The 25,101-nt window shown below is 62.2% G+C and carries 26 protein-coding genes and 1 pseudogene; 8 read left to right on the forward strand and 19 right to left on the reverse strand.

Annotated features, from left to right (window positions below; genetic code table 11):
• Window positions 1-206 precede the first annotated feature (206 nt).
• From CKO42_RS22805 to CKO42_RS22820, 4 genes are all read right to left on the reverse strand, one after another.
• Complete coding sequence (locus CKO42_RS22805; protein ID WP_200249547.1) at window positions 207-575, reverse strand: PHP domain-containing protein; 369 nt, start codon at window positions 573-575, stop codon at window positions 207-209.
• Window positions 576-703: 128 nt separating this feature from the next.
• Window positions 704-1,651 (reverse strand): oxygen-dependent coproporphyrinogen oxidase, encoded by a 948-nt coding sequence (gene hemF / locus CKO42_RS22810; protein ID WP_200249556.1) that lies wholly within the window; start codon window positions 1,649-1,651, stop codon window positions 704-706.
• Window positions 1,652-1,803: 152 nt separating this feature from the next.
• Complete coding sequence (gene djlA, locus CKO42_RS22815) at window positions 1,804-2,658, reverse strand: co-chaperone DjlA (protein ID WP_200249568.1); 855 nt, start codon at window positions 2,656-2,658, stop codon at window positions 1,804-1,806.
• A 103-nt stretch (window positions 2,659-2,761) separates the two neighbouring features.
• Complete coding sequence (locus CKO42_RS22820) at window positions 2,762-3,427, reverse strand: energy-coupling factor ABC transporter permease (RefSeq protein WP_200249573.1); 666 nt, start codon at window positions 3,425-3,427, stop codon at window positions 2,762-2,764.
• A gap of 352 nt (window positions 3,428-3,779) precedes the next feature.
• On the opposite strand from CKO42_RS22820, the gene CKO42_RS22825 reads away from it, so the two are divergent.
• Window positions 3,780-4,820, forward strand: coding sequence for an NADP(H)-dependent aldo-keto reductase (locus CKO42_RS22825; RefSeq protein ID WP_200249586.1), 1,041 nt, complete (start codon window positions 3,780-3,782; stop codon window positions 4,818-4,820).
• A 152-nt stretch (window positions 4,821-4,972) separates the two neighbouring features.
• Here the strand turns inward: CKO42_RS22825 and CKO42_RS22830 are convergent, their stop codons facing one another.
• On the reverse strand, window positions 4,973-5,911 hold the full coding sequence (locus CKO42_RS22830) for a PfkB family carbohydrate kinase (protein WP_200249588.1): 939 nt from the start codon (window positions 5,909-5,911) through the stop codon (window positions 4,973-4,975).
• Window positions 5,912-6,072: 161 nt separating this feature from the next.
• Between CKO42_RS22830 and CKO42_RS22835 the strand changes: the two genes are divergently transcribed.
• A complete protein-coding gene (locus CKO42_RS22835; protein ID WP_242479632.1) occupies window positions 6,073-6,576 on the forward strand; it encodes an Hsp20/alpha crystallin family protein in 504 nt (167 codons plus the stop codon).
• 124 nt (window positions 6,577-6,700) lie between these two features.
• Here the strand turns inward: CKO42_RS22835 and CKO42_RS22840 are convergent, their stop codons facing one another.
• The 5 genes from CKO42_RS22840 to CKO42_RS22860 form a co-directional block, all read right to left on the reverse strand.
• Window positions 6,701-8,728: a CocE/NonD family hydrolase gene (locus CKO42_RS22840; RefSeq protein WP_200249597.1), complete on the reverse strand. Its 2,028-nt coding sequence runs from the start codon at window positions 8,726-8,728 to the stop codon at window positions 6,701-6,703.
• A gap of 2 nt (window positions 8,729-8,730) precedes the next feature.
• Window positions 8,731-10,122, reverse strand: coding sequence for an ATP-binding protein (locus tag CKO42_RS22845; RefSeq protein WP_200249599.1), 1,392 nt, complete (start codon window positions 10,120-10,122; stop codon window positions 8,731-8,733).
• Window positions 10,123-10,344: 222 nt separating this feature from the next.
• Complete coding sequence (locus CKO42_RS22850; RefSeq protein WP_200249601.1) at window positions 10,345-10,881, reverse strand: retropepsin-like aspartic protease family protein; 537 nt, start codon at window positions 10,879-10,881, stop codon at window positions 10,345-10,347.
• A gap of 252 nt (window positions 10,882-11,133) precedes the next feature.
• Complete coding sequence (locus tag CKO42_RS22855; RefSeq protein ID WP_200249603.1) at window positions 11,134-12,747, reverse strand: APC family permease; 1,614 nt, start codon at window positions 12,745-12,747, stop codon at window positions 11,134-11,136.
• 10 nt (window positions 12,748-12,757) lie between these two features.
• A complete protein-coding gene (locus CKO42_RS22860; protein WP_200249604.1) occupies window positions 12,758-14,236 on the reverse strand; it encodes a helicase HerA-like domain-containing protein in 1,479 nt (492 codons plus the stop codon).
• 332 nt (window positions 14,237-14,568) lie between these two features.
• Between CKO42_RS22860 and CKO42_RS22865 the strand changes: the two genes are divergently transcribed.
• The 3 genes from CKO42_RS22865 (at window position 14,569) to ubiT (ending at window position 16,623) form a co-directional block, all read left to right on the forward strand.
• Window positions 14,569-15,195 carry a hypothetical protein gene (locus CKO42_RS22865; RefSeq protein ID WP_200249606.1) on the forward strand — a complete coding sequence of 209 codons (627 nt, stop codon included), beginning with the start codon at window positions 14,569-14,571 and terminating at the stop codon, window positions 15,193-15,195.
• Window positions 15,196-15,398: 203 nt separating this feature from the next.
• Entirely contained in the window at window positions 15,399-15,992 is a 594-nt protein-coding gene (idi, locus tag CKO42_RS22870) for an isopentenyl-diphosphate Delta-isomerase (protein WP_200249608.1), read from the forward strand.
• A 142-nt stretch (window positions 15,993-16,134) separates the two neighbouring features.
• Window positions 16,135-16,623, forward strand: a complete 489-nt coding sequence (ubiT, locus tag CKO42_RS22875) for a ubiquinone anaerobic biosynthesis accessory factor UbiT (RefSeq protein WP_200249610.1) — start codon at window positions 16,135-16,137, stop codon at window positions 16,621-16,623.
• Between the two features lie 63 nt (window positions 16,624-16,686).
• On the opposite strand, the gene CKO42_RS22880 is transcribed toward ubiT, so the two are convergent.
• Window positions 16,687-17,895, reverse strand: coding sequence for a Bcr/CflA family multidrug efflux MFS transporter (locus tag CKO42_RS22880; RefSeq protein WP_200249611.1), 1,209 nt, complete (start codon window positions 17,893-17,895; stop codon window positions 16,687-16,689).
• A gap of 35 nt (window positions 17,896-17,930) precedes the next feature.
• Here CKO42_RS22880 and CKO42_RS22885 point away from each other — a divergent pair, with 35 nt between their 5' ends.
• On the forward strand, window positions 17,931-18,551 hold the full coding sequence (locus tag CKO42_RS22885; RefSeq protein ID WP_200249613.1) for a 3'-5' exonuclease: 621 nt from the start codon (window positions 17,931-17,933) through the stop codon (window positions 18,549-18,551).
• 94 nt (window positions 18,552-18,645) lie between these two features.
• Here CKO42_RS22885 and CKO42_RS22890 read toward each other — a convergent pair whose 3' ends face one another.
• From CKO42_RS22890 to rfbF, 3 genes are read right to left on the reverse strand one after another with little or no spacing between them, the layout of a single operon-like run.
• Entirely contained in the window at window positions 18,646-18,861 is a 216-nt protein-coding gene (locus CKO42_RS22890; protein WP_242479633.1) for a hypothetical protein, read from the reverse strand.
• Between the two features lie 37 nt (window positions 18,862-18,898).
• A complete protein-coding gene (locus CKO42_RS22895; RefSeq protein WP_200249615.1) occupies window positions 18,899-20,128 on the reverse strand; it encodes a class I SAM-dependent methyltransferase in 1,230 nt (409 codons plus the stop codon).
• Between the two features lie 19 nt (window positions 20,129-20,147).
• Window positions 20,148-20,921: a glucose-1-phosphate cytidylyltransferase gene (gene rfbF, locus CKO42_RS22900; RefSeq protein ID WP_200249617.1), complete on the reverse strand. Its 774-nt coding sequence runs from the start codon at window positions 20,919-20,921 to the stop codon at window positions 20,148-20,150.
• A gap of 640 nt (window positions 20,922-21,561) precedes the next feature.
• On the opposite strand from rfbF, the gene CKO42_RS22905 reads away from it, so the two are divergent.
• Window positions 21,562-21,897, forward strand: coding sequence for a hypothetical protein (locus tag CKO42_RS22905; protein ID WP_200249620.1), 336 nt, complete (start codon window positions 21,562-21,564; stop codon window positions 21,895-21,897).
• A gap of 273 nt (window positions 21,898-22,170) precedes the next feature.
• Here the strand turns inward: CKO42_RS22905 and CKO42_RS22910 are convergent, their stop codons facing one another.
• A complete protein-coding gene (locus CKO42_RS22910; protein WP_200249622.1) occupies window positions 22,171-22,386 on the reverse strand; it encodes a hypothetical protein in 216 nt (71 codons plus the stop codon).
• Between the two features lie 36 nt (window positions 22,387-22,422).
• A complete protein-coding gene (locus tag CKO42_RS22915) occupies window positions 22,423-23,385 on the reverse strand; it encodes a sulfurtransferase (protein WP_200249624.1) in 963 nt (320 codons plus the stop codon).
• Window positions 23,386-23,761: 376 nt separating this feature from the next.
• Between CKO42_RS22915 and CKO42_RS22920 the strand changes: the two genes are divergently transcribed.
• Window positions 23,762-23,986, forward strand: a complete 225-nt coding sequence (locus tag CKO42_RS22920) for a hypothetical protein (RefSeq protein WP_200249626.1) — start codon at window positions 23,762-23,764, stop codon at window positions 23,984-23,986.
• On the opposite strand, the gene CKO42_RS22925 is transcribed toward CKO42_RS22920, so the two are convergent.
• From CKO42_RS22925 to CKO42_RS22935, 3 genes and pseudogenes are all read right to left on the reverse strand, one after another.
• Window positions 23,975-24,448, reverse strand: coding sequence for a methyltransferase domain-containing protein (locus CKO42_RS22925; protein WP_200249627.1), 474 nt, complete (start codon window positions 24,446-24,448; stop codon window positions 23,975-23,977). The two genes, CKO42_RS22920 and CKO42_RS22925, sit on opposite strands and share 12 nt — an antisense overlap.
• Before the next feature lie 36 nt (window positions 24,449-24,484).
• Window positions 24,485-24,865: a Uma2 family endonuclease gene (locus tag CKO42_RS22930; protein ID WP_200249637.1), complete on the reverse strand. Its 381-nt coding sequence runs from the start codon at window positions 24,863-24,865 to the stop codon at window positions 24,485-24,487.
• A 42-nt stretch (window positions 24,866-24,907) separates the two neighbouring features.
• A pseudogene (locus CKO42_RS22935) lies at window positions 24,908-25,101 on the reverse strand (IS630 family transposase); the annotation flags it as partial.

Here is a 25,101-nt window from a genome sequence, read left to right on the forward strand (position 1 = left end):
CGTGATGGCCCGGTCTTTGTGAGTCTCTGTCATTGGTCTGCTCCGCTACCTTGGTTGACGATGGGTTCTCATCATCGCTTATTGTGCCCGCTCGGGGTGTGTTGGAGGAGCGGGGCGGACCATTCCATTACCAGCCGGCATCGCCGAGACTGAAACAGTGATAAGGACAGGAATGCGCGCGGATTCCATCAGGGCGCGAGGAGCGATCACGCCACCTCATCACGACGCCGGATATATGGCCGCAACGTTTCCTTCTGCTGAACAGTCAAGTGGCTCTTGCATCGCGGGGCGGACCATATATGGAAGATGCGATAGTCGCAGTCGGCGTCGAGCGCCAACGGCACCCATTCATGTCCGTTGACCTCGGTGCCGATCAGGAGACCCTGCGCGGCAACGGCGGCTCGATAGTCATCGAATTGGTCGACGATCATCTCGAAATGGTCGCTGATACCGCAGATGCGGGCGTGACCAAGCGCGGCGATCAGCTCGATCGTCTGTTCGGGCACGATAGAGCTATCGGTATCCGACCAAGTCGTGTGGATATGCAGATCTTGGGGCAGTGGAGCCGGTTTCATGGCAGGCTTCGTGTGCGCGGGGTAGCAGAGTGGCGAAGGATCAACGACCAGCATGAGCCAGGCTGCTCACGCGCGGTCAAGCGTGGTGAGAGTGTGACAGCAACAGGTGACAGTCGTTTGACCGGTGCTCAGTCCGGCTCCGCGAGCCAGTCTTTTGGCACCAGATAGTGCTCGTAGAGTCTGGCCTCTGCGGAGCCTGGCTCTGGCTGCCAGTCATAGCGCCAGCTGACCTGCGGAGGTAGGGACATCAGGATGGATTCGGTGCGGCCACCGGATTGCAGGCCGAACAGGGTGCCGCGGTCGTAGACCAGATTGAATTCGACGTAGCGTCCGCGCCGATAACATTGGAATTCGCGCTCGCGCGCACCGTAAGGCATCCCTTTTCGACGCGCGACAATGGGCCGGTAGCCGGGCAGATACTGCTCGGCAACGCTGCGCATGAAGGCAAAGCTGCGCTCGAAGCCCCAGTGGTTGAGGTCGTCGAAGAACAGGCCGCCAACACCGCGCGGTTCGGCGCGGTGCTTGAGATAGAAATAGCCATCGCAGGCCTCCTTCAGGCGCGCGTGCAGGGCAGCGGCGTCTTCTTCTGAGGTGCCAAAATTCGCGCAGGCGACACGCGCAGAGCGATGCCAATCGCGCACATCCTCATCGAAGCCGTAGTAAGGCGTGAGATCGAAGCCGCCGCCGAACCACCAGACCGGCTCGCTGCCCGGCTTCTCGGCGATGAAGAAGCGCACGTTCATGTGCGAGGTCGGTACGTAGGGGTTGCGCGGGTGCATGACCAGTGAGACACCCATGGCCTGAAAGCTGCGGCCGGCGAGCTCTGGGCGGCTGGCGCTGGCGGTCGCTGGCAGCGCATCGCCGTGGACGTGGGAGAAGTTGATCCCGCCTTTCTCGAACACCGCGCCGTCCTCGAGGATGCGACTACGGCCGCCGCCTCCGCCGGGGCGCGTCCAGGCATCCTCGCGGAAAACGCCCGCGCCATCCTCGGCTTCGAGTGCTTGGCAGATGCGATCTTGTAGGTCGAGCAGGTAGTGCTCGACGGCTTCGGTGTCGGGTTGGTCGGGTCTGGTCATTGGGGTGTTGGGGGCTGCATCGGCGATAGCCTAGATCGGCTGGTACTGGATGTTGGGCTGGGCAATAGGCTGAATGCACGGGCGATCGCTGGCTTGGCCTTTTGTCGGGTGCTTGGGACGCTTGGCTCGGGTGCGGACGCCTGCTCAGGCGGTCAAGCGGCGCGCGCGCTTTGGATCATCTCGTAGGCGCGGCGGATCTCATGCGTCTTCTGGGTGGCCATCTTCATCATCTCCTCGGGCAGACCCTTTGAGACCAATTTGTCTGGGTGATGCTGGCTCAAGAGTCGGCGATAAGCGCGCTTGATGGTGGCGTCGGAGTCTTTGGGCGTTACGCCGAGCACGGCGTAGGCTTCCCGGAGGTTGGGGGCTCGGTGTGTGGCTGTGCGGCGTCTGCTGCCGCTGCCACCAGTGCTACCTGCGCCGCTGCCAGCACCCTGAGGGCCAGCGCTACCGGCAAAATTGCGTTGCAGCCGCACCAGGGTCTCGAGCTGCTTGAAGAGGATCTCGGGCACGTTCAGACCGGCCCGAATCTGACTCAGCACCTGGCGCTGCGCAAAGGTGGGCTCGCCGTCGACATAGGCCGCTTGGATCTGGATCTCGAGGAACATCTGGATCAGCGAGCGTTGACCGCGGCATTCGCGGCGGAAGGTCTCGACCACGGCGGGCAGATCGAAATCGGCTGACTTGCCGAGTCGGAACAGCTTGATGGCGGCGCTGCGCATCTCAGGCGAGAGCCGAAGCTGCGTCATGATGCTCTCGGCGAGTGCGATCTCGGCCTCGGAGACTCGCCCATCGGCCTTGGATAAATGGCCCATGGTTGAGAAGGTGGCGGTGAAGAAGGCGCTCTGGATGCGTTGCCGATCACCCGGCGGCAGCTGCGCGTTGCGCTGCAGTTTTTTCAGGCCTTGGTCGACGCCATGGCCGAGCGCAGCCCCCAGCATGGCGCCAAAAGGCCCGCCGGCGGCGAGCCCAATGAATCCGCCAATGACCTTACCTACCCATCGCATCGACACTGCTCCTGACATTCATCGTGCATCTGATCGCGCATCGCTGCCCCGGACGCGTGGCGCTTGCTAAAAGCACTTGCTAGAGGCGTTTGCTACAGGGTACCTACTTGCCCTTGATGTACTCGAGATCAGAAAACGAGTACACCCAATGCGGTCTGAAGGCAACCAGGATGACCATGATCCAGCCGTTGAGCATCGCTTCTGGGAGGAACATCAGCGGGAAGAATGGCACGACCGTTTGGCTCAGCTCGGCCATGGTGTAGGCGCCGGAGCCGGCGAGCAGCCAGGCCGCCATGTAGCCCATGGCAACGCCGACCAGTCCGGCGGTCAGGAAGCCGTTGACCAGCACATAGACGAAGAATTGCTTCGGCAGAAAGCGGCGAATCAGGATCAGCAATGCGAGGGTCAGGCTGATCGGCAGCACGCCGGAGACCAGTGCATTCAGCGCGAAACCGTCCCAGGCGCCGCCACCGTTAAGGGTGATCCCGAGTAGCGCCAGCGAGGCGGCGATCACGGCAAACCCCCAGCCGAACATCAGGGTGACCGCCGTGAGGCCGAGCAGGTGATACGACAGCCCGGGCTGGACCTGCGTTTCCATCTGCCAGAGCAACAGCAGTGCCACGGTGGCGCCGAAGAAGACATGCGTCAGGCGCGCCTCCAGGAGCTTGCGCCAGGGTGCGAGCCAGAGCGCGAGGAGCAGACAGATGCCGTACAGAATGACGGCGGTCCAGATCGCGAATGGCGAGAAGAGGCTAGGGTCGAGCGTCATGACTGGTCAGCACGGAGGTGATCGGCATGCGCGCTCGCTTGCGGACACAAGCATCGCGCAACGAGTGAGCGCTTTTTCGCCAATGCTGTCTGGTGATCAGCCGTCTGGCGATCAGTGGCGGCGGCTGTCAAGGCCTGTTTGGACCACCTAGCACGCCTGGCCCACCGAGCCCATCTGGCCCGCGTGCTGGGGTGCCGCGATGCGGGGGAGGCTGCTTGTGTTAAGTGGATCTCGTTTGAGGCCATCTCGATTCGAGCCTATATAGAGGGGCGATAGTATCTTGTAGCTAGGTTGAGCTCAGCGGCTTCGACCTCAACCGACCCGAGCTACGATCTAACGAACAGGAGTGGCTATGAATCAGCGTCCCTTGGGGATGACCGACCTGCGGGTCAGCGAGCTTTGCCTGGGCACCATGACCTTTGGTGAGCAGAACACCGAGGCGGAGGCCTTCGCGCAGCTCGACCGCGCCGTCGACGCCGGCATTAACTTCATCGATACCGCCGAGATCTATCCGGTGCCGCCGAAGGCCGAGACCCAGGGCGCGACCGAGCGCTTCATCGGCAATTGGCTCGCCGAGCGCGGTGGCCGTGAGCGCTTGATCATCGCCAGCAAGGTTGCCGGGCCGGGCGACTGGATCGACTATCTGCGCATGCCGGGGCGACGCTTGGACCGCACCAACATCGAGGCGGCGCTCGACGCCAGCCTGAAGCGTCTGCAGACGGATTATATCGATCTTTACCAACTGCATTGGCCGGATCGGGAGACCAATTACTTCGGCCAGCTCGGCTACAGTCACCCGGAGACGGACGACAGTGTGCCGCTGCTCGAGACGCTGCAGGTGCTAGATGATCTGGTCAAGGCGGGCAAGGTGCGCCATGTCGGGCTCTCCAACGAGACGCCTTGGGGCACGATGCGGATGCTGGCGTTGGCCGAGGCCCACGGCCTGCCGCGCATAGTCAGTATCCAGAACCCCTACAGCCTGTTGAATCGCAGCTTCGAGGTCGGCCTGGCCGAGGTCGCGATCCGCGAGCATTGTGGTCTGCTGGCCTATTCGCCGTTAGCGTTCGGGATGCTGAGCGGCAAGTATCTCAATGGTGCGCGGCCGGCGGGTGCGCGGCTGACGCTGTTCTCGCGCTTCGATCGGTATTCGAACGCGGAGGCCGAGCAGGCGACCGCCGACTACTGCGCGATTGCGCAGCGGCATGGGCTGGACCCGGCGCAGATGGCGCTGGCCTTTGTCACCAGTCGACCGTTCGTGACCTCGAACATTATTGGCGCGACGACGCTTGAGCAGCTCGAGAGCAATCTCGCCAGCACCTCGCTGACCCTGAGCGATGAGGTCTTGCAAGCGATCGAGGCAGTGCACACTCGGCAGCCGAATCCGAGTCCGTAGGCGATCCTTTCGCCGTCGCTCGCGTCGCCGATCGCCATTCGCGCTGGCCTTCAGAGAGAGCGCGTTCCTTCAGCGATCAGCGGAGGCGGAATGAGTCGATCTCTTGACCGAGAAGGCAAGCCGCTTGATTGAGCCCGGTGACCGGTGGCCAATCATTCGCCGCTGTGAGCCTTAGGTGTAGCGCTCAGGCCGTCGATCCCGAGCTGACCACAGCTGCGGCCGGCGAGGGCGTTGGCCCGCTCAAGCACCTCGGCGAGATCCGCGCCCTGCAGCATGGCATCGATGACGGCGGCGTTGAAGACGTCGCCAGCGGCAATGGTGTCAACCAGGGTTTCCGGTGGATGGGCGGGGGCAAACAGCAGCTCGCGCGCTTCGGTAAGCGCGTAGGCACCCTTTGCACCCCAGGGCAGGATCAGCAACCTCGCGTCGCAGTTGCTGGCGAAGGCTTGCAGAAAGGCTTCCGGCTCGCGCGCTCCTTGTTGCTCGGCAAAGGCGCGCGAGACGATCAGCAGGGTCTGGCGACCGCTGGGGAGCCGAAACAGCCGTTCGATCCCGGGGCGCGGTTTCTCGATCTCCACAGAGATGGGCAGGCCAGGACACTCAGTGGCGACGCGAGCGATCATCGCCTCGGTCTCGGCAGGGTTGCGACCCTCGAAGTGGGCCCAGTCGAGGTTGGTCAGATCGACTTGGGTAAACTCGGCGGCGCTGAGCTCTGGCAGGTCGCGATAGTGGACGATGGTGCGGCTGCCGGTGGCGCGGCTCAGGCTGATGTAGGAGGTTGGTGTTGCGCCGCCGCGCACGCTGGTTGCGCCCTCGATGTCGATGTTGCGTGCCGCGAGGTCGTCGCGAATCTGCGCCCCGCCGAGGTCATCCGCTAGGGTGCCGGCCCAACGGCAATGATGGCCTAGCTCGCTCAGCACGGCGAGGGTATTGGCGCAGTTGCCACCGCGCAGAAGACGCTGAGCGCCGGCGCGGACCTCAGCGTCCTCGGCCGGGTAGCACTCGACCTGGTTGATGATATCGAGGGTCGCGATGCCGACGCCGAGCACGCTGGCTGGGTGTTTGCTTGTGGAGACTGGTTGGTTGCTCATTGAACGCGGGAGTGGTCAGGCGAGTTTGCGGGCACTATCGAGAATGACCTGATGTCATTGCCGGGGCTTTGTCGACCTTGTCAGCCTATGTGAGTATGGGCCAAACTTTATTGGTTACTACTACAACACTAGAGCAACCACCACAGCGAAGGAGGGTCATGATGATGTCGCCTTTTGAGCATCTGCGGGATGAATTCAGCCATGCCTGGGACGCGCTGATCGATGGCTGGCAACGACTCTATCGGCGCGCGGCCGGCGCGATGACGCGGTTCAGTCAGGGATCTGAGGCACAAGCGGACTCGGCCAGTAGCACCGCGCTCGCCGAGCGCAGCACCGGTTGGGGCGTGCTCGCCGGTGAGGTGCTGGATGGAGAGGACAAGATTGTCGTACGGTTGGAGACGCCCGGCATGAGCAAGGACGATTTCGATCTTGAGGTTGTCGGCGATTACTTGGTTGTGCGCGGCGAGAAACGCGTCTCGCGCGAGGAGACCCAAGGGCGGTGGCAGATCACCGAGTGTGCCTACGGGAGCTTCGAGCGCGCGATCCCACTGCCGGCGCAGGTCAATGGTGATCAGGCGAGCGCCAGCTATGAGCAGGGCGTGTTGCGTGTCGAACTGCCGAAGCGGCAGCCGCGTGAGCGCGGTGTCAAGCTCGCTGTAAGCTGATCTCTCGCGGTGAGCTGATCCTTATAGTCAGTCGATGCGGTCATCGATGCGGCCAGTTTGGTGTTTGCTTGCCGCACCGATGCGTCCAGTTCGGTGGCCGCTCGCCGCATCGATGCAGATCGAGCTAAACCAGATCGCGCTCGATCTCTTGGCTCCAGGTGTTAGCGAAGACGCGGCGTTCGTGCTCGAACGCATCGAGCTGTGCATGCAGTAGAAAATGGGTCGGGGTCGAGGTCAGGATGGTGCGCGTCAGTGTCCGGATCGCCCAGTCGCCGCGGCTGAGTCCGCGCTCCCACAGGGTCTCGCCGCGAACTGAATTGAAGTCGCTACCGCGGTAGCTGTACCACTCGAGCGCCTTGCGCTGGAGCGCCAGGTCGATCTCCGGCAGGTAGATCGTGCCCTCATCGTTGATCACCTCGAGGGTGGATTCGTCGTTGGCCAGGTCGCGGATCACGCGCCAGTTGTGATGCGCTTCTGTGTGTCGCTCAGGTCTCTGTGCTGGCGCGCCCTCGGCAGGCTCGAAGCCAATCCGGGCGTCATGCGCGCGCGGCTCGCGCACCGGCAACAGCATCCGGCTGCTGCTGGTCTCGATACTCAGACGCACTGGCTGCGGTGGTGGCCAGGCGAGCGGCCAGTAGGAGGTTGATAGGGAGAGTCGGAGCCTATGTCCGGCTGGGAAGCCTTGGCCGACGTCATTGAGCTTGATGCGGACCTGGTAGCGGTGGCCTGGCTGCAATGGCTGTGGCATAGCGCTGCCATTGCGGTGTGTCAGGTTCAGCAGGCCATAGGTGACGCGCGTCGCCTCGTCGTTTGGACGCACGTCTGAGAGTCGTGCTGCCACCATCGCAACCGGGCGATTTGCGCTCAGGGTCAGCTCGATGATGACCGCGCCGAGGATCTCGAGCGGTTGCTCCAAGGGGGCGCTGGTGAATACCAAGGCGCCGCCGTCCTCTTCGCGCTGATCGTGCGGCAGGTCAGGGGTGGCGGCATAGGAGCACCACTTGCCGGCAAACAGACCGACACTCAGCGGCGACTGGATCTCGCTGGCCTTTGTGATGCCTTGAGGTGGCTCTGGAGAGGTTTGCAGCTCACCGGGCGAGCGCAGCCAATAGGCCTGTTCGGTGATGTTCATTGATGGCCAGTTGGGCTCACCCACCCAGCGCCCTGGCCGCTCCGCATAGGAGGTGGTTGGTGGTACGCTGTCCTGCATCCAGGCCCGCAGCATCGGCTCCTGCATGATGCCGGTGTCGTGATCTTTGAGCCATTGGTCCCACCAGCGCAGACATTCCTGGAGGAAGCCGATCGCCGGGCCAGGAACGCCTTGGTGCGGGTATTTATGGCTCCAGGGACCGATCAGGCCGAGACGCGGTACCCGCAGGTTCGCAAGTAGGCGGAAGACCGCGTTCGAGTAGCCATCGGCCCAGCCGCTGACGGCCATGACCGGGCATTGCACGGCGTCCCAGTCTTCGCAGATCGAGCCGTGCTGCCAGTAGGCATCGCGCCGCTGATGACGGAGCCACTCGCCAAGCCAAAGGCCGCTGCCTTCGAGACGCTGCATCCACAGCGCGCGCCAGTTGTCGCCGACTAGCGCTGGGTCGGGTGGTAGTGAGTTATAGGCGAACATGGTCGAGGCCCAGGAGAGGTTGTCGCCGAGCAGGCAGCCGCCCATGTGGTGCACGTCGTCGGCAAATCGGTCGTCGGTCGAGCAGACCGAGACGACTGCCTTGAGTGCCGGTGGTCTAAGAGCGGCAATCTGCAGCCCGTTGAAGCCTCCCCATGAGATGCCAATCATCCCGACGCGGCCACTGCACCAAGGCTGGCGGGCAATCCAGTCGATCACCACAACGCCGTCATCCAGCTCGGACTGAAGGTATTCGTCGGTGAGCACGCCGCTCGAATCACCGCTGCCGCGTAGGTCGACGCGCAGGCAGGCGTAGCCATGACCGGCGATCCAGGCATGCAGGATATCGTCGCGTGTTCGCGTCGAGTCGCGCCGCCGATATGGAATGTATTCGAGGATCGCTGGCACGGGTGTCTGCTCGGCAGTTGCGGGCAGCCAGAGGCGTGCCGCGAGCTCCGTCCCATCTGCCATCGGGATGCGAATGTACTCTTGCGTTCGGACTTGAAGCGGCAGTTCGGTTGCATAGCGCATGATCAGTGCACCGGCTCGGATGGCTTGCTGACGGATCGCCGCTGTTGCCTACGGGCGGTGGTGATCCTGTCACTGTTCGTCTTGGTCTGCTCGGGTTGCGCTTGCCGGCCGGCGATGGCCTCAAGCTCCAGCGGGAGCCGGCGCTTGCAGTTGGCGAGCTTGGCTTCCAGCTCGGCCTCGTCATTGCCGCCAATGAAGATCACGGCGACCTCGTAGCTATAGCTGTCCTGATCGCGTAAATCCGAGAGCCGCTGGCCGGGCTCGACCGAGATGGTGATCTCGGTGCCGGGCAGTGTCGCTTCAATCTGTGCGATCTCGTCGGCACTCGGGACGCGCTTCACGATGGCATCATTGAACTGGCGCAGCATGAACTTGGCGGCTAGCCGGAAGTCGCCATGTCCCCTCTGAAAGCGCGGTCGCCGCCCAAGTCCGAGGTCGACCATGACCTGATGGTGGTAACAGCCATCGACCATCCGGAACAGCGGCGCATGCGACTTCGACAGCCGGGCGTTGATCTCGAGCAGCCAGATCTGGTCCTGATCCTGGTCCCAGAAGTATTCGATGTTGAATGGTGCGCCGTCGTAGCCGATGTGCCTGATCACGCGTCGGCTGATCGCCGACATGCGCTCGAGAACCGCTGCGGGAAGCTGTGATGAGTATTGATAGCGCTCGAAGCAGGAAGCGCCCGGCCCGGTGCGCAGCGAGTCCATGGTGCCATAGATCTCCACCTCGCCACCGAATGACCAGCCTTCTTGCGTCACCTGGCGTCCGGCAGAGATCAGGCTTTCGGCGATGCACTGGTAGCCGTCGACAGCGGCGATTGCCTCAGGCAGCTTGGCCTGGTCTAGGATCAGGTTGAAGGGGGCGCCCCAACGCTGGATCTCAGCGCGGATGCGCGCGATGGCGGCGTCGAAGTCGCCGGCATCGTCGATGCGGAAGCCGAGGTTCGAGAGCACCGCCTTGATCGGCTTGAGCCAGAACGGGTAGTCGATACGGACCTGTGCCAGCGGATCATCCGCGAACGGGTCGACGGCGCAGAACGGAGGAACATGCTCCGGTGCCACCTCGGCCTGCAAGCGGCGGCTCCAGTACTTGTGCTCACAACCGAGCACGGCCTCGAGTGAGGGGCCAGGCAGTCCGACGGCGTTGCGCAGGATCGGCAGCACCGTGCTCACCGGGAAGTCCCAGTAACCGATGACAGCGTCGATTGGGTCGCGAGCGTGCTGGAGCTGCGCCACCCCTTCATGCAGCAGCCACTCGACGGGAAATTGCGGTTGCTGCTTGATCTCCTCCGCGGTCAAGAGGGCCTTGAACCGATAGTCCTGGGCGTCGGGGAGCGTCCGCAGTTGCTCGAGATGAACCTCATCAAGGCCAACAACGATGATCTGTTTCACCGGCCACCTCCATCCGTTGAAAACGGGTCTGGTCGTGGTCGAGGGCGGCGTTGTCGCTGAGTGTTTGTCGGCTGGCTCGATCGCGACTCGTCATCGGCACACGACTGAAGCGGCGTCGCGCCGCATCTGTTATCAGAAAGTCTAGATCAGGTTCCACTTGATCGCAGCGATCGGGCGGGTGCGCCGTCGGCTGCAGTGCTCGGTCTGCTCAGCTCGGTCTGCTCAGCTCGGCAAGCGAACCGTCAGCTCGCCACCGCGTTGAATCAGCTCGAAGCGTTTCAGGAAGTCCATGCCAAGCAGCACCTGATCGCCGGGGAAGTTGGGCAGCACGGTGGCGCGCAGGTTGCGCGCGGTCAGGCCACCCAGGCTGACGCTGTCGAGCCGAGTGGTCCAGGTCTGGACCATCCCGTTTGCGGTCTTGCTCATACCGCCGGGACGCATCGGCAGACCAAGTCGGCGTGCGAGCTGCTGCGGCAGAGAGACCGTGGTTGCGCCAGTATCAAGCAGAAACACCACCGATTCGCCGTTGATGGTGCCGGTGGCGACGTAATGCCCGGCACGATTTTGCTGCAGCACCACCTGATGTACACCAGCCGGCCCAACCTCAAACGCGAGATTTTGGTTTGGGTTCTCTTTGTGGTCGAGGTAGTTCTGGAATAGGCTCGCCAGCAAGACGATGCCGACCAGCCAGGCCCCGAACAGCATCGCCCTGCCCAGCTTTGATGGGCCGTCCTGTCTTGATGGGAGTCTGGTATTCATCCGGTAGAACATGGGGGCTGTGCGATGTTTTTCGCTCGGCGGTGGTACCGGGCTCTAGCAGCCTGTCGGACTTAAGAGGTTTTTAGAAACAATCACTTACAATTGCGACTCGCCACATTTTGGCTTGTTTTCCCTGTGAATGGTTATAAACCCAACGTTATAAGCAATCAGCGCTTAATGATATCAATGGGTTACAAGTCCGACAGGCTGCTAGGTGCGGACGCAGCCTGTTAACAGATCACGGATTGCAGGTCAGAACTGGCTGTCTTCGGCCATGCGCTCCTCACGGAGGTAGCGGTCATACTTGTCCTGGCTCAGGCGGCAGCGGACCGCGTACCAAAAGATGCCGACGCAGAAGACCGCGATCAGCAGCATGTCCCAGCCGAATGGAAGCCATTTGCGGCCTCCTCCAAAATCACCCAGGTAAGAGAGGACGCCCAACCCGAGCAGATAAGGTAATAACCAGAGTGACTCGCTGATATCGAGTTGCTCGCCTTGCGTGTTCTTCACCTTGAGGAGCAGCAGTATGAGTCCGACCAACAGACAGACAGCGAGCCGCCAGTAGGTGTCCCAGCCGCTCCAGTAGATGATCAGGGTTGCGACGATAAAGGCGAGTGGCGCCAACGCCGTCGCACCTGGCAGGCGGAAACGCCGCCTGCGCTCTGGGTCGAGCCGCCGCAGCGCCATCAGCGCGACCGGCCCAACGGCGAATGAGAGAATGATGGCCGCCCCGTTGAGGCTCAGGATCTCCTGGAACGGCAGCAGGAAGAATACTGCGGAGGCGACGACGAAGTTCAGCAGCATCGCATAGGCTGGCACACCGTATCGGTTCAGGGTCTCGAACAGCTGCGGGAAAAAGCCATTCTGAGCCAGCGCGAGCGCTAAGCGCCCCATCGAGCCGACCGAGACGAGCCCTCCGCCGAAGGGGGCGACCACCGCTCCGATATTGAGCAGGCTGACCAGCCAGAGGATGCCAACTGCCGAGGCCAAGCCGCTCAATGGGCCGAAATCGCCGCTGATATGCAGTGTCTTCCAGCCATGTTCGAGGTTAGCCGGGCTGAGCGCACCAATAAAGGCCAACTGGATCAGGGCGTAGATGATGAAGCAGATCAGGATGGTCAGCAGGATCGCGGTGGGCACGGTGAACTGCGGGTTCTTGGCCTCGCCGGCGAGGTCGATGGTGTGCCTGAAACCGATGAACGCAAAGATGATGCCGCCGCTGGCAATGGAGGCGAGGATGCCCTCGGCGCCCATGGCGAAGAAGCCGCCGCCGGCTTGCAGATTGGACACCTCAAAGCGATCCAGGATAAGCACCAGCGCGACGATCATCGGTATCGCCAGCTTCAGCCAGGTGATCGACGCGTTGATGCGCGCAAAGAAGCGCACGCCAAAGACGTTGATGAGGGTAAACAGGAGCAGCATGGCGGTGGCCGTGGTCATGCCGAGCAGGCTCAGATGCCCGGGTGTCGCGCTCTGATAGAGCCAGGGAAGATGCGGCGCAAGGTAGCGGAGCATCGCCTCGACCTCTATCGGTGCGGTGGTGTTGTAGCCAACCCAGGCGCTCCAGCCCATGGCCATACTGACCACATTGCCGTGGCTGAACTGTGGTAACCGCGCGATGCCTCCGGCAACCGGCAGCATCGCGGCGATCTCGGCGAAGGTCATTGCCAACAGGCCGATGGCCAAGCCGCCAAGCAGCCAGGCCAAAAGGGCCGCTGGACCAGCGAGCTGGCTGGCCAGTAGCGGCGCGAAGAGCCAGCCAGAGCCAAGCACCCCGCTGACGCCGATGAAGGTCAGGCTGAGGAGCCCAATCTCGCGGCGCATGTGACCGCGTTTGGATGGTCTTTCGAGACCTTTAGTGCTCATCGAATCACCCTCAGCGCCGCCGGGTGCCACCAAACAGCGAGCCCATGACGCCGCGCACGATCTGGCGTCCGATCTGGGTGCCGAGCGAGCGCATCGCGCTGCTGGCAAAGGCCTCGACCGCGGTCTGCCGATTGCCACGGCTCGGGGTGCGGGTACGCTGCTGCGCTGGTGTGACCGGGGTCGATTCGGCGGCGATTGCGGCCTGATCGGCCATCAGTTTGAGTATTTCGTAAGCTGATTCGCGGTCGAGGCTCTTTTCGTAGACGCCGGCGACCAGTGAGCCTTCGATCAGGGTGCGGCGTTGAGCCTCACTGATGGGTCCGAGTTGGCTGCCGGGCGGGGCGACCTTGACCCGCTCGACGATGCTCGGGATACCATCCAGATCAAGCGTTGAGGCCAACGCCTCGCCGACGCCGAGCGCTGTGATGGCGGTCTCGGTATCCAGCGCTGGGTTGGTGCGGAAGGTTTGGGCGGCGGCGCGCACCGCCTTTTGATCGCGTGGGGTGAACGCGCGCAGGGCATGTTGCACTCGATTGCCGAGCTGCCCGAGCACATCGTCGGGCACGTCCATCGGACTCTGTGTCACGAAGTAGACGCCGACGCCCTTGGAGCGGATCAGCCGCACCACCTGCTCGACCTTGTCGGTGAGCACCTTGGGTGCGTCGTCGAAGAGCAGATGAGCCTCGTCGAAGAAGAACACCAGCTTCGGCTGGTCTGGATCGCCGACCTCGGGCAGTTGCTCGAACAGCTCCGAGAGCAGCCAGAGCAGGAAGGTGGCGTAGAGGGTGCGGTTGTGGATCAGCTTGTCGGCCGCTAGCACATTGATGATGCCCTGGCCGTTGATGTCGGTCTGCATCAGGTCGGCGAGATCGAGCGCTGGCTCACCGAACAGCAGGTCGCCGCCCTGATCCTCGAGCTGCAGCAACCGACGCTGGATGGCGCCGACCGAGGCGGCCGAGACGTTACCGAAGGTGGTGCGCAGCGAGGCCGCATGCTCGGCGACATAGTTCAGCATCGCGCGCAGATCCTTCATGTCCAATAGCAGCAGGCCGTTGTCGTCGGCGACGCGGAAGCAGATGTTGAGCACGCCTTCCTGGACATCGTTCAGGTTCAGCAGCCGCGCCAGCAAGAGCGGCCCCATCTCGCTGATGGTGGTGCGCACCGGATGGCCCTGTTCACCATAGAGGTCCCAAAGCGTGACCGGGCAGGGGCGGTAGGCGAATTCGACCTCGTCGAGCTGGAGCTCGCTGACGCGCTCGGCGACCTTGGCGTTGTCACCGCCGGGCTGGCTGATCCCGGCCAGATCGCCCTTCACATCGGCCAGGAACACGGGTACCCCGCGCCGGCTGAACTGCTCCGCGAGGCGTTGTAAGGTGACGGTCTTGCCGGTTCCGGTTGCTCCTGCGACCAGCCCGTGGCGGTTTGCCATCCGCGGCCAGATGTGCACCGCAGCCTCTGAGCCTTTACCAATCAGGATGCCGTCAGTCATGGGGATTCTCCAATGCACCGGGGTCTGCATGGCGGTTGTTTCTTGCCGGCAGTATAACCATCCGCACTCGCTGACTCGCTGCCGGTGGTGGGACTTTGTTGATTTCAGTGACGGGTCTGGGTGGGTTGTCAGCGCGGTCGGCGATGCGCACAATCATGCTGCACAGAGGTGTCGAGCCCCGCTCCTAGTCGGGGCGTCACGCCGGTCGCCAGATCCGCTGGCAGATAGGTCCGCTGGCAGAGCAGCAGCGAAGGCCTCCAGCCAATGGCGAACGCCTCTACTACTCCGGCCGCCAACGCGGCTAGCCAAACTGCAGGACTCGAGGAATTGCCATGTTTTACGCCGTCGACGATCTGCAGCGCCGCAAGGCGAAGGCCGCGCATGAGCTGGCGATGATCAATCTACTCTTGTTCAATCTGCTGGCCGGTGTGGCGTTGCTGGCAGGTTCGATGGCTGAGTCTTACTCGGTGATCGCGCGTTACAAATGGGCCTTCGTCGCGGTGCCGCTGACACTCTCGGTGCTGGTGATGCTGTTTACATGGGCACGCGCGAGCCGGGTAAGGCACTCAGCGCCCTGGTTCGTCGCTGCGCATTGGCGCTTGGCTGCGGGCCGCTACCGCATCCTGCTGATCGCCTACCTGGTCAGCGCGGCAGTGGTGAGTCTGGCGTTTGTTGGCGGCAATGATCAGTCAGATCTGGAACGCCGGATTGCAGATCTCCCCCCGGCCCTGCAAGAGATGGAACGGCATAAGCTCGAGTCTCAAGACATGCGCGGCGCAATCTGGGCTCGTATCGGCGTGGTGCCGCTGCTGCTGACCGTGATGGGGCTGCTGATGGTGGAGTCTGGAGGCCTGTATCAGGCTGGGCGTGGCGAACTGCCAGACGCGGTTAACGCGGCTTTTCCGCCGCCACCAGACTTGGTCAGTCGCGATCAGCCGTTTGCGACGGATCGGGGCTAGTCGGGGCTGGCATGCTTGGTCGGCGCTGCCTGGCGTCAATAAAAGTTGACTCGACCATTGTCAGGTTACCTTGTCACTCTGTTGGCTTTGTGCCAGCATTGAGTGATTGACCATATCGGTGGGGCTCGTGGCGGGAACCGTTGCCGGTATTGAGTGGCCGAAGCTCGAGCCTTGCAGACTTGAAGAGCGAATGGAGAGCGAATTTGTTTAAACACGAAACCGTCTCGTTTGATGATGAGCCGCTGATCCTCGTCGATGGTGATGATCATGAGATCGGTCACGAGACGAAGGTCAACGCGCATTTAGGCGATGGACTCTTGCACCGCGCCTTCTCGATCTTCCTGTTCACAGATGACGATCAGGTGCTACTGCAACAACGCAGCGGCGAGAAGCCCTTATGGCCGCTTTTCTGGTCCAACAGTTGCTGCAGCCATCCTCGGCGCGGTGAGAATCTGGAACAGGCAACGCATCGCCGCTTGCGCGAGGAGTTGGCGATCGATGCCGAACTGCGCTTCCTCTACAAGTTCCAGTACCAGGCAGAATTTGGCGGGCTGGGCGCGGAGCATGAGCTTTGCTCGGTCTATGTCGGCAAGGTCGAAGCGCCTGTGGCGGTTAACGTGAATCCGAGCGAGATCGCTGACTGGCGTTGGATTCCGTGCGCCGAGACCGACCGCCTGGTGGCAGAAGAGCCGGAGCGGGTGACGCCTTGGTTTGTGATGGAGTGGCAGCGTTTGCGTACTGAATATCGTGATCTGATCGCCGGCCTCTCCGCCGCCCCGCTGAGGAAGGTCGCTTGAGCACAGATTGGGTCATCACAAGGGTCACCATGGGCGGACATCGCCAGGCCATAGAGCAACTCGTGCAGCTAGATCAACTAGAGCGGTTAGAGCAACTAGAGCAACCGTTGATGGCTCCGCGTTGCCATCAGGATCTGCTGCGATGACAGTGCAGGATTCACTCGCCCGCTCACCGACGATTCCGCGCTTGCTGACGTTGCCGGTCGGGCTGGTCCCGAATACGCTGCGCACGGCGGCGCTGGTGCAGGTCTTGAACCGCCTCTTCGAACCCGAGCTGCGCGACGGTGAGCTCGAGTTTCTGGATGGCCATGTGATGCGCATCGGCGTTGATGATGCCCGACTGGAATTCCGCTTGACCCTGGCAGGAACGCGCATCAAGGCCGCGCCGCCTGGAGCAGCGACCGACCTGAGCATCGATGGCAAGGTCTACGACTTCCTGCTGCTTGCGACCCGTCGAGAAGACCCGGACACCCTGTTCTTCAACCGTCGTCTGCGGCTTGGAGGCAGCACCGAGCTGGGTCTCTACGTGAAGAATTTCCTCGATAGCGTCGAACTCGAAGGCCGCATCGGACCGCTGCTGAAGGTCATGAACGGCGCGACTGATCTGCTCGGGCGCTTTGGCCGCGGCTAGCGGGGGCAGCGCCGCGCTGGAGTGGGCGCTGATCGCTGTGCCGCAGCGGGCGCTGATCGCCGCCTACTCCACCGCGGCATGCTCCCCAGCAGTTTGTTGCCAGCAGGCCAAGAGATAGATACCGAGTGCGAGCAGGCCGCAGAGGCCCATCCCGATGAGCATCGGCACCGCGCTGCCATCATGCAACAGGCTCACGATCGAGCCCGCTAGGGCGCCAAGGCCGAAGCGCAGCGCGCCGGCAAAGGCTGATGCGGTGCCGGCCATGCTCGGGAAGAAGGCCATGAAGCCAGCCATTGCGTTGCCGAAGATCAAGCCGTTCATGCCGAGATAGACGCAAGAGACCGCCGCAATCAGCCAGAGGTCTGGCTGCGTCATCCCGCTGAGCAGTAGCAACGCGATCGCCGCTGTCGCTTGCAACGCCAGGCCGATGCGGAGCAGCCGCTCCGCCCCCAGGCGTCTCACCAGCGTGGTATTCACCGACGCCAACAGCATGGCGGCCAAGACGTTGATGCCGAAGAGCGGGCCGAAGGCCGACGCGGAGACGCCGTGCAGCTCGATATAGACGAACGGCGATGCGACGATGAAGATCATCATGCCGCTGAAGCTGGCTGAGCCGGTCAGCAGGTAGCCAAGCGCGGTGCGATGACGGAGCAACAGGCCATAGTTGCTGAAGATGTCACCCAGGTGCAGGCGATGTCGGTGCTCGATCAGCAGTGTCTCTGGCACCACGCGAAAGAACAACAGCGTCGCGATCAGGCTGATCAGCAGTAAGGCAACGAAGACCCAGTGCCAGCTTGCGTACCAGATGATCAGCCCGCCCAGACTGGGCGCCACCAAGGGCGCAAATCCCATCACCAGCATGATCATCCCCATCACACGCGCGTACTCATCGCGCTCGAACAGATCGCGCACCAAGGCCGGGATAGTCACCGCTACCGCAGCCCCGCCCACCGCTTGAACGGCCCGCGCCAGCAGCATCAGGGACATACTCGGTGCTAGTGCACAGGCGATATCTCCAAGCATGAATAGGATCAGCCCGAGACCGATGGTGCGGCGGCGGCCGTGCACATCCGAGAGCGGCCCGAGCAGCAGCTGCGCGGCCGCGAACACCGCCAGATAGACGGTCACGCTGAGCTGCGCCAACTCGATACTGGCATCGAGATCCCGCGCGATGGACGGGATGCTCGGCAGATACATATCGATCGCGAACGGGGTCAAGGCCGCCAGCAGGCCGAGTACTGGCAGCAGAACCCAACGGTTGGTGTATGGCATGATTGGCTTTTTTGCGAATCAGAAGCTTAAAGCAGATGGACAGCATCGTCGTCATCGACTTTGAAACAACCGGGCTCTCTCCAAACCAGGGCGATCGTGCCACTGAGATCGCAGCGGTCCTGATACGAGACGGCCAGATCGTCGACCGGTATCAAAGCCTGATGAACGCCGGTGTGCGGATACCATCGTATGTCGAAGCTTTGACCGGCATCTCAAACGCCATGTTGCGTAAGGCGCCGCCGATCGATCGTGTCATGGGCGAGGTGTCTGATTTTGTTGCAGACTATCCTCTTGTGGCCCATAACGCATCGTTTGATCGCAAGTTTTGGGACGCTGAGCTCGACCGGATTCGCGTCAAGCGCAAGCAGGATTTCATCTGCTCAATGCTCCTGGCAAGACGCCTGCTGCCACAGGCACCGAACCATCAGCTGGGAACATTGATCGCGCTTGCCGGGCTGCCGGTGACAGGGCGCTATCACCGTGCCCTGGCCGATGCAGAGATGACCGCCAATCTGACGCTTTACCTGGAGCAGGAGCTGATGCGGCGCTTCAGCCTACCCGGCATCAATCATGCGCTGCTGGGAAAGATCCAGAAGACACCAAAGGCGCAGTTGAAACAGTGCGTTGAACGCTTCCGGCATCTCTGTGTTGAGTGATCGACTCACTCGCTTTGGCGACGACTGGCTAGGCCAGGAGACGGAATGCGAAATCTGTTTGGCTGTCAAAAACCCAACCCGATGAGCCCTGCGCTCAGGCCCGAATGACCTGAATCCGTCGCCCACCGGGGCTGTGCGTTTCATCGACCTGTGTGCGCTCGGCGATCGGCGGCTGTCCGTTGCGGCGATCGAAGAGCACTAGCCAGCCGCTATCGAGCCTCAATCCAGCCAGATAGCCATCGAGCTGATCCAGCCCACGCGCCAGCGGATCAGGCTGCCCATCGCGCCAGACCTTCAGCTCGATGAGCACTACCGTCTCGTCGTCCCGGAGGGGGCGACTGGCCGCGTCAAACCACGATAGGAGAGGGGATCGGCACAATGAAGCGGCCACCCCGGTCTTGGTAGTCGCGCTGTTGGCGCATGATTTCGTCGGCGAAGTTCCAGGCCAGGATCAGCAGGTAATCGGGCATGTCCTCGAGCAATGTCGACGGCGGCAGAATAGGCAGATGGTTGATGCCCATGTAGCGGCCGTGTTTGCGCTCGCTGAGATCGACCACGTAGTCAAGGTGGCGCTTGTCGACGCCGACGTAGCTGAGCAGGGTCGCGGCCTTGGCGGCAGCCCCGTAGCCGGCAATGCGGGCGCCTTTGGATTTTAGATCCTCAATCACTGCTTGCAGTGACTGGCGCACTGTGCTGACGCGGCGGCCGAAGTGTTGGTAGTAGGCGAGTCGGTCGACACCCAGTGCCTGCTCTCGAGCCAGCAACGCAGTTACCGACTCGTCGACCTGTTCCTGCGCTTCGACGAAGAGGCGCAGACTGCCGCCGTGGATCGATGTGCGCTCGACGCCGTTCAGGGAGAGCCCGTGGCGGCGGAACAGCGTTACCAGGGCCGTGACCGAGAAGTAGCACAGGTGCTGGTGATAGATGGTGTCGAACTCGCAATGCTCGATCAAATCCACCAGATAGGGCGCCTCGATGACCGCGATCCCGTCGGGCTCTATGAGGGTGCGGATGCCTTCGACGAAGCCGTTCAGGTCGGGTACGTGGGCGAGGACGTTGTTGGCCAGGAAGACGTCCGCACCGCGACCTTCCTCGGCACGCAGATCCCGCGCCAAGGCATCGGTGAAGAAGGTGCAGAGTGTGCGCACACCGCGCTCGCTCGCGCGCTGAGCAGGACCTTCCGCCGGGTCGACGCCGATTACCGGGATGCCGCGTTTGACGAAGGTCTCGAGCATATAGCCGTCGTTGCTGGCGGCCTCCACGACCAGGCTGCCCGGCCCCAGGTCGCGGCTTGCGATGATGCGCTCGGCGCTGTCGCTAAAATGGCGCATCAGCGACGGCGAGACCGATGAGAAGTAGGGATAGTCCCGGCAGAACAGGATCTCCGGCGGCACCGTCTCGGTGATCTGCACCAGGGAGCAATGGGGGCAGAACGCGAGATCTAGTACCGCGGTGATTTCGGGCTGGTCTAGCTGCTCCTTTCGCAACAGCGCATCGGCCAGCGGCACACGGCCAAAGGAGATGACGGGCTCGAGCTGATCATAGCCGCAACTGCGGCATTGAGTGATGGTCGGCATACGGAAATCCTCTTTCATTTCAACCTTCCCAGGTTTTCCAAGGTGGGTTTCCGGCCTGCCAGAGGCTGTCGAGCCGGCGTTTGTCACGCAGGTTGTCCATGCATTGCCAAAAGTCGTGATGCCGGTAGGCCAGCAGTTGGCCGTCGCTGGCAAGGCGCTCTAGCGGCTCCTTTTCCCATTGTGTGTCGTGACCGTCGATGTAGTCCTCGACCCCAGGCTCGAGGACGAAGAAGGCGCCGTTGATCCAGCCTTCTTTGGTCTGGACCTTCTCCGAGAACTCCACGACGTGGTCGCCATCCATCTCCAGGTGTCCAAAACGCGCGGGCGGACGAACGGCCGTGAGCGTCGCCAGCTTTCCATGGGAACGGTGAAAGTGCAGCAGCGCATGGAGGTCGATGTTGGAGACGCCATCACCCCAGGTGAGCATGAAGGTCTCATTGCCCATGTGTGGGATGAGCTGTTTGATGCGCCCGCCAGTCTGGGTGTCGCGGCCGGTGTCGACCAGGTCAACGCACCAATCGGATTTAAAGCCATCGGTGACGTGGACTGCGCCATTGGCCATGTCGACGCGTAGGCTGCTATTGAGCTGGCAATAGTCGATCATGTATTTCTTGATGTATTCGCTCTTGTAGCCAAGCGCGATGACAAAGTCTTTATGACCGAACGCTCTATAGTGCATCATGATGTGCCACAGGATTGGCCGGCCACCGACTTCGACCATTGGTTTCGGCTTGGTCTCGGTCTCTTCTGCGAGGCGGGCGCCGAGGCCGCCGGCGAGAATGCCTACTTTCATGATGTCCTCGTTTGAGTGAGCGACTGTGCTTGAGTGACCGACTGTTTGTTAACGTGAATCTCACGCGAAAGGGTAGGTTGTAGGCAAAGCGATTGCGCCAGCGTTGTAACTTTGTTTCTTTCTAGCTTGCTGCTGGAGCGATCATGTCGACATCATCACAGTCGGCGATGACGTCTTCGAATTCGTCGTTGGCGTAGCGAAAGTAGCCGCGCAGCAGATTTCTTTGCGAAAAAAGACAAACACGGGCTGTGATCGGACATGCAGTCAATCCTTCTTGATCGCATTGTGCGCAGGATGCGAGCGAGCGGGATAGCGGCAGTCTTTATTGCGCCATCCACGACCGTCTCGGCGTGTGGGCAATAGCGTGCGGTCTGAGATGCTGGAACGCGATCAGCGTTCCCCCGATTTAGACCCTAGTTGAAACGATGATGGGCCGCTCATCGTGATCGGTTTGGTTAGATTCGCCTGACTTCCGCCTGTCCGATGCTGCTGCCATACCGTTCCGGGGCGAGAAGAGTTGAATGTTGATCTAAATCAAACATGTACGGTGGGGGTCTGCCTAAGCTAATTTGGCACGGTGCCGACGGGGTCGGTGTCCGCGATCGAGAATCTCAATAATCTCAATCAACGGAGGTTAAACATGCTCATCAAGAAGCGTCTATTGCTTGCTGCCGCTCTGGCTGGCGCGACCTTGTTTGCGGCCGGCTCCGCAAACGCCTTCTGGGGGCCGTTCAACCCATGGAACTGGGGCGATGGCTGGGGTCCAGGTTGGGGTAACGGTTGGGGTGGCCCTTGGTACGGCCCAGGCTACGGTTATGGCTATCCAGGCTATTGGGGTGGCTATCCTGGCTACTATGGCGGCTATCCGTACGCCTACGGAGCCATGCCTTACGGCTATGCGTATCCCGGCTATGGGTATTCAGGTTATGCGTACCCGGCGCCCGCTGCGCCTGCCGCGAGCGAATCGGCCAAATAAGCGCCGTTGGGGCGTCCTGCTCCAGGATCGGCTCAGCGATGAGCGGGCGCCCCACAGTTGGCCTGTGCTGGCTGTTGTTCGGCTTCACCGCGCCGCAGTCAGCGCGCGGCGCAGTTGCTGGATGGCCTCGGTCTGGGTCGACGCGCCCATGTAGGACTCGATCAGTGCTGGATCGAGCTGCGGCAGCTTGCCGCTACGTTCGAGCTGTTGATACTGGTCGCCTTCGAGGCCGTAGAACTGAAGCCGGCCTTGTTGCCAGAACCAGACCTCCGGCTACCTGGAAGGGTTCATCAGCTCCAGCACTCCGTCGATGAAGGTCAGCCTCGGGACCGCAGATTCACCACGGTTCTCGAGCAGACGCTCGCAGTCGCTCCAGTCAGTATGTTCGAGCTGGACGATCTGATCGTCGGGTTGCGCAGCTCGACGTGCGGGAGCCGGCATGGGTGTTGAGGCTGGTGTATCGGAAATGCGCTCTGCGGTAGCAGCCATGGCGAGCCTCGGGTGAGAGTAGGTTTGCGCCTTAGCTTAGCAGGCGTCGCAAAGCTCGATCTCGGCGCTGATCGGGAGGCTGTCATCGCGCGCCCATTCCATCATCGAGCCGTCGTAGAGGACGGCATCCTCGTTGCCGAGCACCGCGTAGGCGGCGAACCAGGTCAGGGCGGCGCGGTTGCCGCTGTGGCAGAAATGGATCTGCTCGCCATCGGTCGCGACGCCCCGGGCCTCGAACAGCGCCTTGAGTGCGCCCGGGCTGCGCAGCTTGCCGGAGCCGCTGTCGCTGATCCAATCGTGCGGCAAGTGGCGCGATCCGGGGATGGTGCCAGGGCGCTCGGCAGCGTCGCCGGTGTAGATGCCAACGAACTCGCCTTCGCTGCGGGCATCGACCAGCGGCGTCTTCGCGGCGAGCGCGTCGCGGACGGCTTCGGCGTTGGGAGCCAGCTCGGGTTGGAGCGTTGCTCGATACTCGGTTGCAGGGCGCTGCTCACTTCCACGCGCGAGCGCTGCACCCGTATCGGCATAACCGACTAGGCCGCCGTCGAGCACGCTCGCTTGCTCATGTCCCAAGACCTTGAGTGTCCAGAACACGCGGGCAGCGGCGGCTAGGTCACTGGCTCCGCGCCCGGTTGCGACGATGACGACATGGTCGTCTTTGCTCACGCCAAGCTCGCTGAGCATGGCTTCGAGCTGCGCGATCGGTGGCAACATCGATGTCAGCTCACTGGCGTTGGCATTCGCGTTGGATCGAGCAGCCGCCTTGCTGTCTGGCTTCGGCGGCTGCGTGCGCCAACGATCATAGGGCGCATTCGCTGCGCCTGGAATATGGAAGCGTTGGTAATCCTTCGCTGATTGGATGTCCAGCACGACCAGGTCTGATTGGTCCTGGTTGGCCTTGAGCCACTGGGCGTCGACCAAGGGCGGTGCGCTGGCGAACGTCGGCGCACTCAGGAAGGCGAGGAGGGCGAGTAGCAGGGGGCGGATGTGTCGGTTCATGGGGTCGTGATGCTGCCAGAGTCAGGGTGATGTGAACAGCGCTTATAGGCCGCTTAACTGGCGACGAAGTGCGGTCCTTTGTCTCGTGCTTCAATCTTGAATGGAGGCGAGAGGCGATCTGTTGCTCGGCCTGCCCGAGTTGATTCCACTGAGCTTCCATGGCTGCTGGAGAGGCAGCCTCAGTGTCGACGCAGCGCCTCGCTCACCTGAATGATTACTCACCTGAATCATCACACTGCCGGGCGTGACGCCGATGAGCCAGTTTGAGACTGCGGACTCGTCATGGGTGCCGACAGCATCAGCCTCCCAGGCGCACCGAAGCAACCCTGCTTAATGGCCGCGGTCGGCGAGAGGTTGCGTCGCCGAAACTGTTCCAGTGGGTGAGCATGCGCTCGGCGCCGGACTCGAGGAGTTCGCGCAGGTACTGAAGCTGGCCGGCGCGACTGCGCCTGCTGTCGCTGCTGCTGATGACGGCTCGCGGGGCCTCTGTGAGCACCTCGGCGCCAAGCCTCTCAGCGATTTGCCGGAGTCGGCCGCCGATATAGGGATCGCCACCACCGATCTCTGCTTGGCAGCGGTTGAAGGCGTCTCACCAAACTGAGATCGCCGGCTGCGCTGGATCGAACCCGAAGCTGTGGTTGTCGACCTCGGTCAGGATGACCGAGCCGCTCGGTTTCACCACCCGCAGTAGCTCCCGAATCATGACCTCGGCATCGCGGACATGCTCCAGAAGCCAGATGGTCATGCCGATATCGAAGCTGTCGTCGGCAAAGGGCAGGGTACTGGCATCGCCCTGCACCAGGCTGATGCGCTCGCGCTGGGCGAGCCAGTCGTGCCCGGCTCGCAGGTGCTGGGCGCTATGGTCGAGACCGGTCAACGCCAAATGCGGGGCGCGCTGCTCGATCAGGTGCAGTTCCGCCCCCACTGCGCAGCCCACCTCCAGCAGCTGTTGGGCGCCGCTGAAGTCGAGTCCGTCGAAGACCGGTGTCGAGAGCATCTGCGCCTGCGCGATTAGGCGTAGGCGTTCCGCGTCGCTGAAGCCGTGGATGTAGTGTTCGGACACTGCTCGACGAGGGTGATGGTAGCAGCGCTTGACGCCTCAGCGCCCTTGCTCGAGTGATCGGCGCAGTTGCCGGATGGCTTCGGTCTGGGTCGGTGCGCCCATGCAGGACTCGATCAGCGCTGGATCGAGCTGCGGCAGCTTGCCGCTGCGTTGGAGCCGTTGATACTGCTCGCCTTCGAGGCCATAGAATTGAAGCCGCCCTTGCTGCCAGAACCAGACCTCCGGCACTTCGAGCGCGCGATAGACCTCGAGCTTGTTCAGCCCGCCGCTGGTGCGCACGACCTCGATGGCGATATCCGGTCGGCTGGGCTCCGTCTCGATGGGCTCGAGCAGATAGCACTCGTCGGGCTCGGCACCGCGTTTGGCGAGCTTCGACTTGATGGTCCAGGAGCCAAACCCGGCAATGGCAATATCCATCTCTAGTGCTTTGCTGTGAAAATCCTGATACCGACCAGCCAATCAAGCCGCGAGTGGCTTCCCGGTATAGGTCCAGCGAAACGGCTTGGCCAGCTTGTCGTTGAAGAAGTCAATGAAGTTGGCGAGTTTCTCATGAAGATCATCGACCGAGAGGAAGTTGCCGCGGCGGATCACTTTGCGCGCCAAGATGGAGAACCACATCTCGATCTGGTTCAGCCAAGAGGCATGCTTGGGCG

The sequence above is a fragment of the Lamprobacter modestohalophilus genome, from assembly GCF_016583905.1.
GTDB classification, from domain to species: domain Bacteria; phylum Pseudomonadota; class Gammaproteobacteria; order Chromatiales; family Chromatiaceae; genus Lamprobacter; species Lamprobacter modestohalophilus.